The organism is Mycobacterium helveticum, assembly GCF_007714205.1.
Classification (GTDB): domain Bacteria; phylum Actinomycetota; class Actinomycetes; order Mycobacteriales; family Mycobacteriaceae; genus Mycobacterium; species Mycobacterium helveticum.
In genome coordinates, this window is sequence record NZ_VMQU01000137.1 from 1 (window position 1) to 13,915 (window position 13,915).

Annotated in this window: 11 protein-coding genes; 5 read left to right on the forward strand and 6 right to left on the reverse strand. The window is 69.2% G+C overall.

The window, feature by feature from the left end:
• Both FPZ47_RS23015 and FPZ47_RS23020 read right to left on the reverse strand, forming a co-directional pair.
• A partial coding sequence (locus FPZ47_RS23015) for a DUF222 domain-containing protein (protein ID WP_144955702.1) occupies positions 1–700 on the reverse strand: 700 nt, incomplete at its 3' end.
• Positions 701–786: 86 nt separating this feature from the next.
• A complete protein-coding gene (locus FPZ47_RS23020; RefSeq protein WP_144955699.1) occupies positions 787–2,433 on the reverse strand; it encodes an acetolactate synthase large subunit in 1,647 nt (548 codons plus the stop codon).
• An 82-nt stretch (positions 2,434–2,515) separates the two neighbouring features.
• Between FPZ47_RS23020 and FPZ47_RS23025 the strand changes: the two genes are divergently transcribed.
• Positions 2,516–3,892, forward strand: coding sequence for an NADP-dependent succinic semialdehyde dehydrogenase (locus tag FPZ47_RS23025; RefSeq protein ID WP_144955696.1), 1,377 nt, complete (start codon positions 2,516–2,518; stop codon positions 3,890–3,892).
• A gap of 28 nt (positions 3,893–3,920) precedes the next feature.
• Here FPZ47_RS23025 and FPZ47_RS23030 read toward each other — a convergent pair whose 3' ends face one another.
• Complete coding sequence (locus FPZ47_RS23030; RefSeq protein WP_144955693.1) at positions 3,921–4,862, reverse strand: R2-like ligand-binding oxidase; 942 nt, start codon at positions 4,860–4,862, stop codon at positions 3,921–3,923.
• 2 nt (positions 4,863–4,864) lie between these two features.
• Entirely contained in the window at positions 4,865–5,557 is a 693-nt protein-coding gene (locus FPZ47_RS23035; RefSeq protein WP_144955690.1) for a TetR/AcrR family transcriptional regulator, read from the reverse strand.
• A 177-nt stretch (positions 5,558–5,734) separates the two neighbouring features.
• Here FPZ47_RS23035 and FPZ47_RS23040 point away from each other — a divergent pair, with 177 nt between their 5' ends.
• Entirely contained in the window at positions 5,735–6,997 is a 1,263-nt protein-coding gene (locus FPZ47_RS23040) for an amidohydrolase (RefSeq protein WP_144955687.1), read from the forward strand.
• Positions 6,998–7,034: 37 nt separating this feature from the next.
• Here the strand turns inward: FPZ47_RS23040 and FPZ47_RS23045 are convergent, their stop codons facing one another.
• Positions 7,035–8,744, reverse strand: coding sequence for an acyl-CoA dehydrogenase family protein (locus FPZ47_RS23045; protein ID WP_144955708.1), 1,710 nt, complete (start codon positions 8,742–8,744; stop codon positions 7,035–7,037).
• Positions 8,745–8,818: 74 nt separating this feature from the next.
• Here FPZ47_RS23045 and FPZ47_RS23050 point away from each other — a divergent pair, with 74 nt between their 5' ends.
• Entirely contained in the window at positions 8,819–9,796 is a 978-nt protein-coding gene (locus FPZ47_RS23050; RefSeq protein WP_144955685.1) for a phosphotriesterase family protein, read from the forward strand.
• Positions 9,797–11,284 (forward strand): AMP-binding protein, encoded by a 1,488-nt coding sequence (locus FPZ47_RS23055; protein ID WP_144955681.1) that lies wholly within the window; start codon positions 9,797–9,799, stop codon positions 11,282–11,284. It abuts the gene before it with no gap.
• Here the strand turns inward: FPZ47_RS23055 and FPZ47_RS23060 are convergent.
• Positions 11,250–12,452, reverse strand: a complete 1,203-nt coding sequence (locus tag FPZ47_RS23060; protein ID WP_144955677.1) for an acyltransferase family protein — start codon at positions 12,450–12,452, stop codon at positions 11,250–11,252. The genes FPZ47_RS23055 and FPZ47_RS23060 overlap by 35 nt on opposite strands.
• Positions 12,453–12,664: 212 nt before the next feature.
• Between FPZ47_RS23060 and pgfA the strand changes: the two genes are divergently transcribed.
• Positions 12,665–13,915: cell envelope lipid trafficking protein PgfA (pgfA, locus tag FPZ47_RS23065; RefSeq protein WP_168209540.1), on the forward strand; the 1,251-nt coding region annotated here is incomplete at its 3' end.

A 13,915-nucleotide genomic window follows, 5' to 3' on the forward strand; every position in this document is an offset into this window, starting at 1 on the left:
ACATGCCCGGGGCGGCCAGTTTGGCCCACAGCGCTTCCAGGGTGGCGCGCAGTTCGGGGGTGATCCAGCCGCGCAGCGCCGACATCATGTCGGGGCCTTGTTTGCCCAGGGTCAGGCCGCGCCGCCGGGCGCGGTCGGCGTCGCTGTAGGTGCCGTCGGGGTTGATGGCGTTGGCGAGTTGGTCGGCCAGCCCGGACAGTTCCTCGGGTCGAATCTGGGTGCCCCAGCGGGCCAGGTCGGCTTCGGCTCTGTCCCGGGTGGGTTGGTCGACCCACTCGGGCAGCCGGTGGGAGAAGTGGCGGATCACGGTGACGTGTTCGGGTCCCAGGCTGCCCTGGCGCTGACGCTCGGCGGTGCCGGCCAGCAGCGGGGGCAGCGTTTGGCCGGTCAGCCCGTGGCGGGGCCCCAGGTCGGCGGCCGCGCCGATGCGCCGGTTGGCCTGGGCGCGCGAGATCAGGGTGGCTTCGGCGACCGCGTGCGACAGTGTGCCGCCCAACTCCTCCGGGCTGGCCTGGCGGGCCACGGTGTTGATCACCGCATGCTCGAGGGCCGGTAGGCGCCGGCGCACCCTTTCCACCCGGGCCAGCCACGCCAACAACTCCGGAGTGGTCAACGCAGCACAGTCGAACCCCAGCAGCGTGTCCAGGTCGGCATCGAGCGCGTCGAACACCGCCGATAATGCCTCCCGATCAACACTCACACCGACACGCTATCGGGGACCACCGACAAAAAACCCCGCCCTGAAACCACTGAAACGGCAGTGGCAGAAGTTTTTTCGGAGCGGAACTACAGCGTCTCGTCCAGCTCGCCGAGCCGGTCGGTCAGCCGCAGGTTCTCCGAGTAGTCAACGGGGCAGCAGATCAGCGAGACCCCGTCGTCGGCCAGCGCGGCCCGCAGCGTCGGCAACAACTCCTCGGCGCTGTTGATCCGATAACCCTTGGCGCCAAAGCTTTCCGCATACTTCACCACATCGGGGTTACCGAACTTCACGTAGTAGTGCGCGCCGAGCTCGAGGTCCATCTTCCACTCGATGAGGCCGTAGCCGCCGTCCTCCCAGATCAGCACGACCAGCGGTATCCGCTCCCGCACGGCGGTCTCGACCTCCTGGGAGTTCATCATGAACGCGCCGTCGCCGGCGACGGCCAGCACCGTCGCATCCGGCCGGGCCAGCTTGACACCGAGGGCGCCGGGCAGGGCAAAACCCATGGTGGACAACCCGTTCGACACCAGGCAGGTGTTGCGCTCGTAGGTCGGGTAGAGCCGGGCCATCCACATCTTGGTGGCGCCGGTGTCGACCAGGACGACGTCGCCGCGGCCCAGCGCCGCTCGCGTGTCCGCCACCACCCGCGCCGGCGCCAGCGGGTAGCGCGAATCCTGTTGTCCCCGAGAGAATTCCTCGGCCAGCAGGCCTGCGCCGCGCGAATCACCAGCCGGGCCGAAGCGGTGGCCGCCGAGCGCGTCGGTGAGCGCGTCCAGCGAGGCGCTGATGTCGCCGATGATTCCGACGTCGACGGGGTAGTGCGCGTCCACCTCGGCCGGGAAGTGATGGACGTGGATGATCTTCTTGTCGGCCTGCGGGTTGATCCGCACCGGATCGAACTCCTGCAGCTCGTAGCCGACGGCGATCACCACGTCGGCGTTGTCGAAGCCGAAGTTGACGTAGTCGTGCCGCATGAACCCGATGGTCCCGATGCTGTTGGGGTGGTCGTCGGGCATGACACCCTTGCCGTGGAAGGTGCAGGCCACCGTGATGCCGAACTCCTCCGAGAAGCGCATCAGGGCCCGGGTCGCGTCGCTGCGGGCCGCACCGTGCCCGGCCAGCAGCACCGGCCGCTGCGCCCCGCGCAGGATGGCGACCGCGCGCTCCACCTGGCCCGGTGCCGGCGCGTCGGCGTGCACGACGTCGCGGCGCAGCGGCCTCAGGTCGTAGTCGGCGGCGTCGGCGTCGATGTTCTCGGGCACCGCCAGATAGACCGCGGCCGGGCGTTCGGTCTCGGCGGTCTTGAACGCCTTGCGGAACATCTCCGGAATGGCATGGACGGTGGGCACCGCGGCGGCCCAGCGGGTGATCGGGGCGAACATCGAAACCAGGTCGACGTACTGGTGGGACTCCTTGTACTCGCGGTCGTGGCCGACCTGCGCGGAGATCGCGACCAGTGGCGTGCTGTTGGTGGTCGCGTCGGCGACGCCGAGCTGCATGTTGATCGCGCCGGGCCCCAGGGTGCTCGACACGACCGCAGCCCGGCCGGTGACGCGTCCGTACATCTCGGCCATGAACGACGCGGCCTGTTCGTGCCGGGTGAGCACGTAGCGGATGCCGGACGCGGCCAGCGCCTGCACGAAGCGGATGTTCTCCTCGCCCGGCAGACCGAACACGACGGAAACACCCTCGTTTTCCAGGCACTTGACCATCAACGTGGCGGCTTTAGTCATCCGGCACCTCCCTCGTCGCCACGATAGTGGCAGGCTGGATATCGGAACCTTTCACACCTAACGCAGAACGAAGGATGTCAGCGTGCCCATCGCCACCATCAACCCGGCCACCGGCGAGACAGTCAAAACCTTCGCCCCGGCGACCGACGAAGAAGTCGACGCGGCGATCGCCCGCGCCTACGCCCGGTTCCAGGACTACCGGCATAACACCACCTTTGCCCAGCGTGCGCGGTGGGCAAACGCCACCGCCGACCTGCTCGAGGCGGAGGCCGACGACACCGCCGCACTGATGACGCTGGAGATGGGCAAGACCCTGAAGTCGGCTAAGGCCGAAGTTCTCAAGTGCGCCAAGGGTTTTCGATACTACGCCGAGAACGCCGAGAAGCTGCTGGCCGACGAGCCGGCCGACGCGGACAAGGTGGGGGCGTCCACGGCATACGTCCGCTACCAGCCGCTGGGTGTGGTGCTGGCCGTGATGCCGTGGAACTTCCCGCTCTGGCAGGCCGTGCGGTTCGCCGCGCCCGCCTTGATGGCCGGCAACGTCGGCATCCTCAAGCACGCGTCGAACGTGCCGCAGACCGCGCTCTACCTCGCCGACGTCATCGCCCGCGGCGGCTTCCCCGAGGGCTGCTTCCAGACGCTGCTGGTGTCGTCGAGCGCCGTGGAGCGCATCCTGCGCGACCCCCGGGTCGCGGCGGCCACGCTGACCGGCAGCGAACCGGCCGGCCAGTCGGTGGCCGCCATCGCCGGCGACGAGATCAAACCGACCGTGCTCGAGCTCGGCGGCAGCGATCCGTTCATCGTGATGCCGTCGGCGAACCTCGACGAGGCCGTCAAGACGGCGGTCACCGCCCGCGTGCAGAACAACGGGCAGTCCTGCATTGCGGCCAAGAGGTTCATCGTGCACACCGACATCTATGACGCGTTCGTCGACAAGTACGTCGAGCGCATGGCCGCGCTGAAAGTGGGCGACCCGACCGACCCGGACACCGACGTGGGCCCGCTGGCCACCGAGTCCGGCCGGGACGAGATCGCCAAGCAGGTCGACGATGCCGCCGCGGCCGGCGCCACGATCCGCTGCGGCGGCACGCCGCTGGACCGGGCCGGCTGGTTCTACCCGCCGACGGTGGTCACCGACATCACCCGGGACATGGCGCTCTACACCGAGGAGGTCTTCGGCCCGGTCGCGTCGATGTACCGGGCCGCCGACATCGACGAGGCCATCGAGATCGCCAACGCGACGACCTTCGGGCTGGGCTCGAACGCCTGGACCACCGACGAGGCCGAGCAACGGCGCTTCATCGACGAGATCGAGGCCGGCCAGGTGTTCGTCAACGGCATGACGGTGTCCTACCCGGAACTGGGTTTCGGCGGCATCAAGCGATCCGGCTACGGCCGCGAGCTGGCCGGGCTGGGGATCAAGGAGTTCTGCAACGCCAAGAGCGTCTGGGTGGGGTGAGCGTTCCCCGGGCCCGTCAGGCCCCCCGCTACGAGAGGGCGGCCAGCACCTTGGCGTCCTCCTCGGCGAACGTGTTCTCGAGCTGCAGCGGCGAGTAGTCGAGGTCGATCTCGCCGACCGGGCGGCCGCGGGCGTTGGAGATGGTGCCGAACCGCCGCATGCCCTTGTCGCCGGCGTACTGCAGCATCTCCTCCGGCGAGATGCCGAAGGGCACCTCGTCGCCGTAGATCGCGAACCCCTCCTCGGTGACCTTCAGCGCCAGCGGGATGAGCTCGTTCATGCGTGTCTCGAACACCTCCCAGTTGGCGTCGTCGGCCGCGATGTGGCGTCGGCAGGTGAAGGTGCCCCAGGCCATGTGGCGCCGTTCGTCGTCGCCGATGTGCCGGACCAGTTGCTGCATGCCGGGCAGGATGCCGCGGTCCACGCAGATCCGGTGCCAGGCGTAGTAGCCGGTGAGCGCCAGCATGCCTTCCACGATGTGGTTGTAGGTCACCGCGGCCCGGATCTGGGCGGCCGGCGACGCATCGGCCGACAGCGCGCTCAGGCACTCGGGCAGCTCGTCGTAGAACATCTGGCGGTAGGCCGGCAGCTCGTCGAGGTAGCGGTGCAGGTCCTCGGTGACGCCGACGGCGTCGAGCCACATGCGGAACACCTGCGTGTGCTTGGCCTCCTCGAACGCGAACTGCGTCAGATACATCTCGTCGCCGAGCCGCCCCTCGGCCCGCATCGCGGACATGAACGGCTGGATGTCCTGGGTCACCGACTCCTCGCCGGCGACGAACTCCGCGCACAGCCGGATGGCGTAGTCGCGCTCCAGCTCGGTGAGCCGCTCAAAGTCCGCGCGGTCGCGGGAGAAGTCGAGGTCGGCCGGATCCCAGAACTTGGCGTTGCCGCCCGCGAACAGCTTCAGCGGCAAGCTGTTCCAGTTGAGGCCGCCGGCGGCCAGCGAGCCCACGTGTGTCCTTTTCATGTTCATGTGACCTCCTCGGATCGCGCCGTTGCGAAGTCGAGCGCGGGCGCGGGCGCCGCCGAGAACGCCGCCGCCAACACCGCGACGAGCCTGCGCACGGCCAGCGCAGGCTGCTCCGGGGTGGGGTCGTCGAGCCCCAGCACCGGATCCAGGCCGCGCAGGTAGGGCGCCAGCGCCAGGTGCGGGAAGATCATCAGCAGCAGCGACAGCAGCACGCCGGTGTCGGCGTCGGCACGAAGATCCCCGCGGACCTGCGCGTCGCGCACCAGTGGCCGCAGCACCTCCAGATAGTGGCCGTGGATGACGCCGCGCACACTGATACGGGCGTCGGTGTCCACCTCCAGCGTCGCCGCGGCGTGTAAGGCGCGCTCGCGGGGATGCTCGGCAAAGTACGCCACCCACGCATCCAGCAGATCGGTGAGGAACTCGAAGAACGGCCGCGTCGGGTCGAGCCGGACGATGAGCTCCTCGATCCGGGCACGCACTCGCTGGCTGGCGATCTCGGCGATGAACGCGTACAGGTCGCGCTTGTCGGCGAAGTACTGGAACAGGCTGCCCTTGGCCACGCCGGCCCGGCGCGCGATGACGTTGAGGCTGCCTCCGGAAAATCCGTGCGCGCCGAACTCGGACTCCGCGGCTTCGATCACCGCAGCGCGCCGAACGGGGTCGACGCGCGCCCAAGTCACCGTCGGCATGGCCGCCCTCCCCTCTGCAATGACCTGTGGTCATTGTAACGTGAGGTGCGTCACAGTCGAAAGGGCGGTGTGATCTCGCCGCAGCTCGACGGCCCGACGCCCCGACGCCCCGACGCCGCGACGAACGGCGGCCCGCGCCGACACGGGAAGTCCGCAACCCGAGAAAGGCCTTCGGTAATGACGACACGAACAGCGATCGTGGACACCGCAGTCGACGCCGACACGTCTCGCCTGGTCGAACTGTTCAAAGACCTGCACCGCCATCCCGAGCTGGGATTCGCCGAGACCCGCACCTCGGGGATCGTCGCCCGGGAGCTGGCCGGGCTGGGTTTCGCGGTGAAGACCGGGATCGGCCGCACCGGTGTGGCGGCAATGCTGCGCAACGGCGCCGGGCCGACCGTCATGTACCGCGCCGACATGGACGCCCTGCCCGTCGCCGAAGACACCGGCCTGGACTACGCGAGCACCGTGCAGGTTGCCGGCCAGGACGGCACCCCGTCACCGGTCGCGCATGTGTGCGGACACGACGCCCACGTCACCTGGATGCTGGGAATGGCCAAGGTGCTGGCCGGCGCGACCGATGCATGGTCGGGTACCGCGGTGCTGGTCGGCCAGCCGGCCGAGGAGCTGATCGCTGGAGCGCAGGCCATGGTCGACAACGGCCTGTACGACGTGGTCCCGAAGCCGGATCACCTCGTCGGTATGCACACCGCGCCCGGTCCGGTCGGCATGGTGGCTGCCGGCGGCGGCCCGATGATGGCCGGCTCCGACCAGATGGACATCGTGTTTCGGGGTGTGGGCGGCCACGGGTCGATGCCGCAACTGGCCAAGGACCCGGTGGTGATGGCCGCCCTGGCGGTGGTCGAATTCCAGACGATCGTCAGCCGGATGATCCCCCCGCACGAGACCGCGGTGCTGACCGTCGGTTCGGTGCAGGCGGGTTCGGCGCACAACGTCATCCCGGACCGGGCGCTGCTGAAGGTCAATCTGCGCTGGTTCGAACCGCACGTGCGGGAGCGGCTGATCGACGGGATCAGAGCCGTCTGCGACGGCATCGCCCGCACCTACGGGATGCCCGAAGACCAGCTCCCGCAGGTCAGGCTGACCGGTGGGTCCACGCCGCTGGTCAACGACGCAAACCTGTGCGCCCGCCTGGCCGCGGCGCTGGGCAAGGCGATCGGGCCGGACCGCGTCCTGACCAACCTGCCGCCGGTGACGGCGTCGGAAGACTGCCAGTTGCTCAAAGGCCCATACCCCGAGATACCGCTGGCATACCTGTTCGTCGGCGTCGCCGACCCGCAGGTGTACAGCGAGGCGTTGGCGGCGGGGAAGTTGTTTCCGTACTCCCCGCACAGCCCGGACTACCGGGTCGACTTGGCGGCAGTCCCGTTCGGGACCAAAGTCGCCGGCCAGGTGATGCTCGAGCTGCTCGGTCGGTGAGCGGCTCTCCCCCGTGTCGGTCCCGGGTTGGCGCGGCTCACGGCCGCATCTCGTAGGCGCCGCTCATCGGCAGGACGTGTCCCTTCCAGACCTGCTCGTAACGCGCGGGGTCGTGCGCCGGACGGCGGAGCATCCGCATCGCAAAGCGGGCCTGCTCGTCCGTCGTCGCGGGCTTGTCGTGCAACTCGACGGCGTAGGCGTTGACGTCCCGGACGAGCACGGCGAAGATTTCGTCGATCAGCGCGGCATCCGCCCCCGAGAGCCCGGCCTCCTCCAGGATGAGCTGCGCGTAGGGCACCACGGCGAACAGTTGGCCGACGGCGAACGCGAAGTCGACGTCGCGCTGCTGCGCCGCGTCCGGGGTGGCCGCCGCCAGCATCTGCGCGAGCACGTCGATCTGCTCGCGCAGCAATGCCACGTTGGGCAGGTGGGCCCAGCCGTCGAATTGCGCGCGCCAATCATGGAAGCGCACCTTGCCCAGGCCCCCGGTCGGGCCCTGGGCGAACAGGAAGGTGTCGTCGGCGGCATCGTCGCGGCGGCCGATCACGGGCAACGCGGCATCCGGGGCGAACAGGAAATTCGGCATGAACTTGGCAAGCAGCCCGACGTTGATGTGGACGGTGCCCTCCAGCCTGGGCAGCAGGCCGATCTCGCGGGTCACGGTCTCGAAGAAGGTGTCCTTCTCCACGCCTTTGGCGGCGATGACGTCCCACAGCGCGGTCATCACCCGTTCGCCTTCGCCGGTCACCTTGGCCTTGGTGAGCGGGCTGTAGAGCAGATAGCGACGGTCGTCCGACGACGCGCTGCGCATGTAGTCGCAGGCCCGGGTGGTGACGAGCCGCATCGCGACCAGGCGCAGATAGGCGTCGGTGAGCAGCCGCCGCACGTGGGTGAAGTCGGTGACGACGGTGCCGTACAGGCGGCGGTTGGCGGCGTGGGTGATCGCCTCGTACATGGCGTGGGTGCACATGCCGATGGAGCCCCAGCCCAGGTTGTACTTGCAGACGTTGACGGTGTTGAGGGCGGCGTGGAAGGCGCCGGGGCCGCGGTGCAGGATGTCGGCCTCGGTGACCGGGTAGTCGCGCAGCGCGTAGTTGGCGACGTAGTTCTGCGAGTTCACCACGTTCTTGATGAGGTCGTAGCGCTCGTGGCGGGAGTCGGCGGCGAAAAAGACGTACTCGTCGTCCTCTGCCGAGGCGCCGGCGATCTTGCCGAACGTGGACACCATCCGGGCGACGTTGGCGTTGCCGATGTAGTACTTCTCGCCATTCGCCACCCATCCGTCCGCGCGGGGCGTCAGGACCATGTCGGTCTGGTACACGTCGGCGCCGTGCGCCTGCTCGGACAGGCCGAAGGCGAACACCTCGCCGGCCTCGAGCTGGGCGGCGGCCTTGCGCTTGGCGTCCTCGTTGTCGCTCATCCAGATCGGGCCCAGGCCCAGCGCGGTGACCTGGAAGGGGTACCAGTAGCTCAGCCCGTAAAAGCCGACGATCTCGGCGAACTCGCTGATGCGGTAGGTATCCCAGCGGCAGTCGTCCGACCCGTAGGCGCTCGGCGTCAGCAGCGAGGCGAAGATGCGCTCGCGCCCGATGAAGTCCAGGAAGTCGGAGTACCACACCCGGTCGTGGTCGTCGGCCTTGAGCCGCGCCCTTCCCCGCGACTCGAAGAAGTCGACCGTCGCGGCCATGAGCTCCCCGGAGCGGTGGTCCGGGTATTTGCGCTGGAGGTGATTGGGGTTGAGCAGCATGACGTGACCGTACTGCCAAAACGGCATCGCGGGGACCCTGTTGGTCAGGCGCCGGCCGACCTAGCATCAGTCGCGTGTCAGAACTCAATACCGCCCGCGGCCCCCTCGACAGTGCCGATCTGGGCGTCACGCTCATGCACGAGCACGTGTTCATCATGACCACCGAGATCGCCCAGAACTATCCCGAGGCCTGGGGCGACGAGGAACAACGGGTGGCCGACGCCATCACCCGGCTGAACGAGCTGAAGGCCCGCGGCGTGGACACCATCGTCGACCTGACGGTGATCGGGCTGGGCCGCTACATCCCGCGCATCGCGCGGGTGGCGGCGGCCACCGAGCTGAACATCGTCGTCGCCACCGGGCTCTACACCTACAACGACGTGCCGTTCTACTTCCACTACCTGGGCCCCGGCGCGGAGCTGGGCGGCCCGGAGATCATGACCGACATGTTCGTCCGCGACATCGAGCAGGGCATCGCCGACACCGGCATCAAGGCGGGAATCCTCAAGTGCGCCACCGACGCGCCCGGCGTCACCCCGGGCGTCGAGCGCGTGTTGCGTGCGGTGGCCCAGGCGCACAAGCGCACCGGGGTGCCGATCTCCACCCACACCCACGCCGGGCTGCGGCGCGGCCTCGAGCAGCAACGCATCTTCGCCGAGGAGGGCGTCGACCTGAGCCGGGTGGTCATCGGCCATTCCGGCGACAGCACCGACATCGGCTACCTCGAAGAGCTCATCGCCGCCGGTTCGTACCTCGGGATGGACCGGTTCGGCATCGACGTCATCTCCCCGTTCGAGGAACGGGTCGACATCGTGGCCCGGATGTGCGAGCGCGGGCACGCCGACAAGATGGTGCTGTCACACGACGCCAGCTGCTACTTCGACGCGCTTCCCGAAGAGTTGGTCCCGCAGGTCATGCCGAACTGGCATTACCTGCACATCCACAACGACGTGATCCCCGCGCTGAAGGAGCGCGGCGTCACCGACGAGCAGCTGCACACCATGCTGGTCGACAATCCGCGCCGCATCTTCGAGCGGCGGGGCGCGTACTAAATGACCCGGAGTGAGCCGGTCGCGCCGATCGGCACCCAGCTCGCGGCGCTGGCCCGCCTCGCCCCCGACGAACCCGCGGTCACCTGCGACGGTCTGACGCTCACCCGCGGCGAGCTCGACCGTTCGACGAACCGGCTGGCCCGCGCGTACGCCGAACGCGGCGTCGGTGTGGGCGACTACGTGACCATGGTGCTGCCCAACTCCGTCGAGTGGATCCAGGCCGCGGTGGCGTGCTGGAAGCTGGGCGCGGTGCCCCAGCCGCTGTCCGCGCGGCTGCCCGACGCCGAGTTGCAGGGCCTGCTGGAGTTGCGGCCGCCCGCCCTGCTGGTGGGTCGCGAACACCCTGGAATACCCAGCGTGCCAACCGGTTTCGTGCCCGACCCGGCGTTGTCCGACGCCGCGCTGCCGGAAGCGATCTCGCCGGTGTGGAAGGCGATGGGGTCGGGCGGCAGCACCGGGCGGCCCAAGCTGATCGAATCCGGGGGCGACAGCCGGATACCGGCCGCCATCGGCCACCCCCTGGGCGCGCAGGAGGGCGACACCACGCTGGTGCCGATCCCGCTGTCCCACAACACCGGCTTCACCACCGCGACAATGGCTTTACTGATGCGCCACCACCTGGTGCTGATGAGCCGGTTCGACCCGCACGAGTTCCTCCGGCTGATCACCGAGTATCGCGTCACCTTCATGACGACGGTGCCGACGATCATGCAGCGGGCGCTGCCCGTCTTCCACGCCGACCCGGGGGCCTACGACCTGTCCTCGATCCGGCGGTTCTGGCACATGGGGGCGCCGTGCCCGCCGGCCGTCAAACAGGCGTGGATCGAGCTGCTGGGGCCGCAAAAAGTATGGGAGCTCTACGGCGGCACCGAATTGCAGGCGCTGACCTTCATCTCCGGCGATCAGTGGCTGACGCATCGCGGCTCGGTCGGCGTGGTGGTCGCCGGACAGATGAAGGTGCTCGACGACGACGGCAACCCCTGTCCGCCGGGCGTGGTCGGCGAGATCTACATGCGGCCCACCCCGGGCAGCGCGCCGACCTACCGCTACGTGGGCGCCACGGCCAAGAGCCGCGACGGCTGGGACTCGCTGGGCGACCTCGGCCATTTCGACGAAGACGGGTTCCTGTACCTGTCCGACCGCCGGGTCGACATGTTCACCGTGGGCGGGCGCAACGTGTATCCCGCCGAGATCGAGAACGCGTTGTCGGCGCACCCGGACGTATTGTCGTGCCTGGTCGTCGGCGTTCCCCACGAGGACCTCGGCCAGGTGCCCTACGCCCTGGTGCACACGGCCGACGGCGCCGCGCTGGACGAGGCGGGCGTGCAGGAGTTCCTGCGCGAGCACCTCGCGCCCTACAAGCTGCCGCCCACCCCCGAATTCATCGAGTTCGTCGACACCCCGTTACGCGACGACGCCGGCAAGGCGCGGCGCTCGGCGGTGCGCCTTGAGGTCATGGCGCGATCGCATCCGCCTCGGCATCGATGATCCCCTCCGTTGCGGCCGGCGCCCCGGCCGCCCGGTCGCGCCGTTCCCACCGGCGCAGCCATTCCCGGCAGGGCGACTCGACCAGGGCGTAACTCACGGCGGCGATCGCGAAGCCGAAGACCAGCGTCAGGACCAGCACCGCGGGCATCCGACCGGTGAACGGGAACGTCCCGATCACCGGGAACACCATGGCCAGCGCGGCCAGATGCCAGACGAACAGCCCGTAGGACCAGCGGCCCAGCGTGACCATGCCGGCGCTGCCCAGCAGCCGGTGCGGCGTGCCCGGCCGGTCCAGCACCAGCGGCGCCACCAGCGCGAACGCCACCAGCGAACCCATCGCGGTCTTCACCGCGAACTGCGCCGGGGTGCCGGGGACCAGACCCTCCGGACCGGCCAGCGGCGACGCCGCGACCAGGTAGGCGAGCACCGCGAACACCGCCATCGGCACCCGCCGGCGGGCCAGCCGGTGCGGCCACCCGACCTCGCTGTACACCCACTCCGCCAGCAGCATCCCCGCGGCGAACCAGGAGAAGAACGCCGGCGGCCAGTTCAGCGGGTTGGCGCCGGAATCGGTGTGCCCGGTCACCACCGGGGTCCAGCCCCACGCCCAGCTCAGGACCGCCAGCGCCGCGATCGCCGGCACCCGGCCCCCGACGGGCAGGCGGCGGGCCAGCAGCGCCAGCAGCGGCAACGCCAGATAGAACCCGACCTCGACAGACAGGCTCCACATCTGGGTCAGCCCGCCGGTCAGGGTGAGCGGCACGTAGATCTGCGTGAGCGTGAGGTTGGCCAGCCACACCGTCGGGCTGGCGTGGTCGGCGTCGGGCAGCAGGGTCAGGATCACCACGACGGCCACCACGTAGGCCGGCATGATGCGGACGAACCGCGACCGCAGGTAGTGCGCGGTGCGGGGGCGCCGCAGCTGATGAGGGTCCCCGGCACGCGCCGCCGCGACGTGGCCCCGCCACAGCAAAAATCCCGACAGCGCGAAGAAGACGGCGACGGCCAGATCGAAACGGCTGAACAGCCGGCCGCCGACGCCGCTGGAGTGACCCGTCTGGAAGGCGACGTGGGTGACGACCACACCGATGGCCGCGCAGGCGCGCATGCCCTCCACGGCGGGCAGGAAGCTGCGGCTTCCACCCGCCTGCCGGCCGTCGGTCATCATCACAGTGTGCCCGTGCTGGCTCGCCCCATCCCGGGTACACCCCACTACCCGGTTCTCGCCGGTTCTCGCACCGCCGACTGCGGCGTCAGGTTCCTCCGCCGCGGCCCGATGATCTGCTGTTAGGGTCAATCGGGTTTGCCTGCTGCTTGGTCCGGCCGGCGAGCCCGGGGAGCAGCGGGGGCCTTAATGGACCAAGAGGAGGGCACAGCAACGTGAACCGAGCAGTCATGTTGCGATTCGCCGCGTGCGGGGTGATCGGGCTCGGAGCCGCCCTGTTGATCGCCGCGCTGCTGCTGTCGACGTACACCAGCAGCAGGATCACCAAGATTCCGCTCGACATCGACATCACGCTGGTCAGCAACGGCACGGGCACCGCGCTCGACCTCGGGTCCCTGTCCACGGACCATCTGGTGACCAACAAGAACGTGCCGCTGGTCTCCCAGCAGCAGATCACCGTCGAGTCGCCCGCCAACGCCGACGTGGTCACGCTGCAGGCCGGGTCGACGGTCCGGCGCACCGACAAGCAGAAGGACAGCGGGCTGCTGTTGGCGATCGTGGACACGGTCACCCTCAACCGCAAGACGGCCATGGCCGTGTCCGACGACACCCACACCGGCGGCTCGGTGCAGAAGCCGCGCACCTTCGGCGACGACAATCCGCCGGCCGCGATCCCGCTGCGCCACGACGGCCTGTCCTACCGGTTCCCGTTCCACACCGAGAAGAAGACGTACCCCTACTTCGACCCGATCGCGCAGAAGGCGTTCGACGCCAACTACGACAGCCAGGACGACGTCAACGGCCTGACGACGTACCGGTTCACGCAGAACATCGGCTACAACGGCGCCGGCAAGCTGGTGGCCCCCGTCGCCTACCCGTCGCTGTACGCCGGCAACGAGGACGGCAAAGTCACCGCTCCCGCGGCCATGTGGGGCGTGCCCGGCGACCCCGGCGAGCAGATCACCATGACCCGCTACTACGCCGCGCAGAAAACCTTCTGGGTGGATCCGGTGTCGGGAACCATCGTCAAACAAGCCGTGCACGCGAACCACTACTACGCGCGTGATCCGGTGAAGCCGGAGCTCACGCTGGTCGACTACAAGGTCACCTCCAACGAGGACACCGTCGAATCGCAGGTCAACGCCGCCCGCGACGAGCGCGACCGGCTGGCGCTGTGGTCGCGGGTGCTGCCGATCACCTTCACCGCGGTCGGCTTGATCGCGGTGATCGGCGGCGCGCTGCTGGCCTCGTTCAGCCTGCGCACCGAGAGCGCGCTGACCGATCCCGGCCTGGACCGCGGCGAACAGGAGTTCTTCGGCCGCGGCGCCGACGGACCCGTGCCGGGGGCCGAAGCCGAGACCGAGAAACTGCCGACCCAGCGTCCCGATCTGCGTCACGAGCCCGCCGACCCGGACGCGCCGACCCAGGCGTCCGAGGAGCCGGCCGACTCGGCATCGCCCCCGCCC

Excerpts from the sequence above, each read along its gene's own strand:
- FPZ47_RS23040 (WP_144955687.1), top strand. The coding sequence starts at position 5,735 with ATGACGACACGAACAGCGATCGTGGACACCGCAGTCGACGCCGACACG.
- FPZ47_RS23020 (WP_144955699.1), bottom strand. The coding sequence starts at position 2,433 with ATGACTAAAGCCGCCACGTTGATGGTCAAGTGCCTGGAAAACGAGGGT.
- FPZ47_RS23045 (WP_144955708.1), bottom strand. The coding sequence starts at position 8,744 with ATGCTGCTCAACCCCAATCACCTCCAGCGCAAATACCCGGACCACCGC.
- FPZ47_RS23060 (WP_144955677.1), bottom strand. The coding sequence starts at position 12,452 with ATGATGACCGACGGCCGGCAGGCGGGTGGAAGCCGCAGCTTCCTGCCC.
- FPZ47_RS23035 (WP_144955690.1), bottom strand. The coding sequence starts at position 5,557 with ATGCCGACGGTGACTTGGGCGCGCGTCGACCCCGTTCGGCGCGCTGCG.
- FPZ47_RS23030 (WP_144955693.1), bottom strand. The coding sequence starts at position 4,862 with ATGAAAAGGACACACGTGGGCTCGCTGGCCGCCGGCGGCCTCAACTGG.
- FPZ47_RS23055 (WP_144955681.1), top strand. The coding sequence starts at position 9,797 with ATGACCCGGAGTGAGCCGGTCGCGCCGATCGGCACCCAGCTCGCGGCG.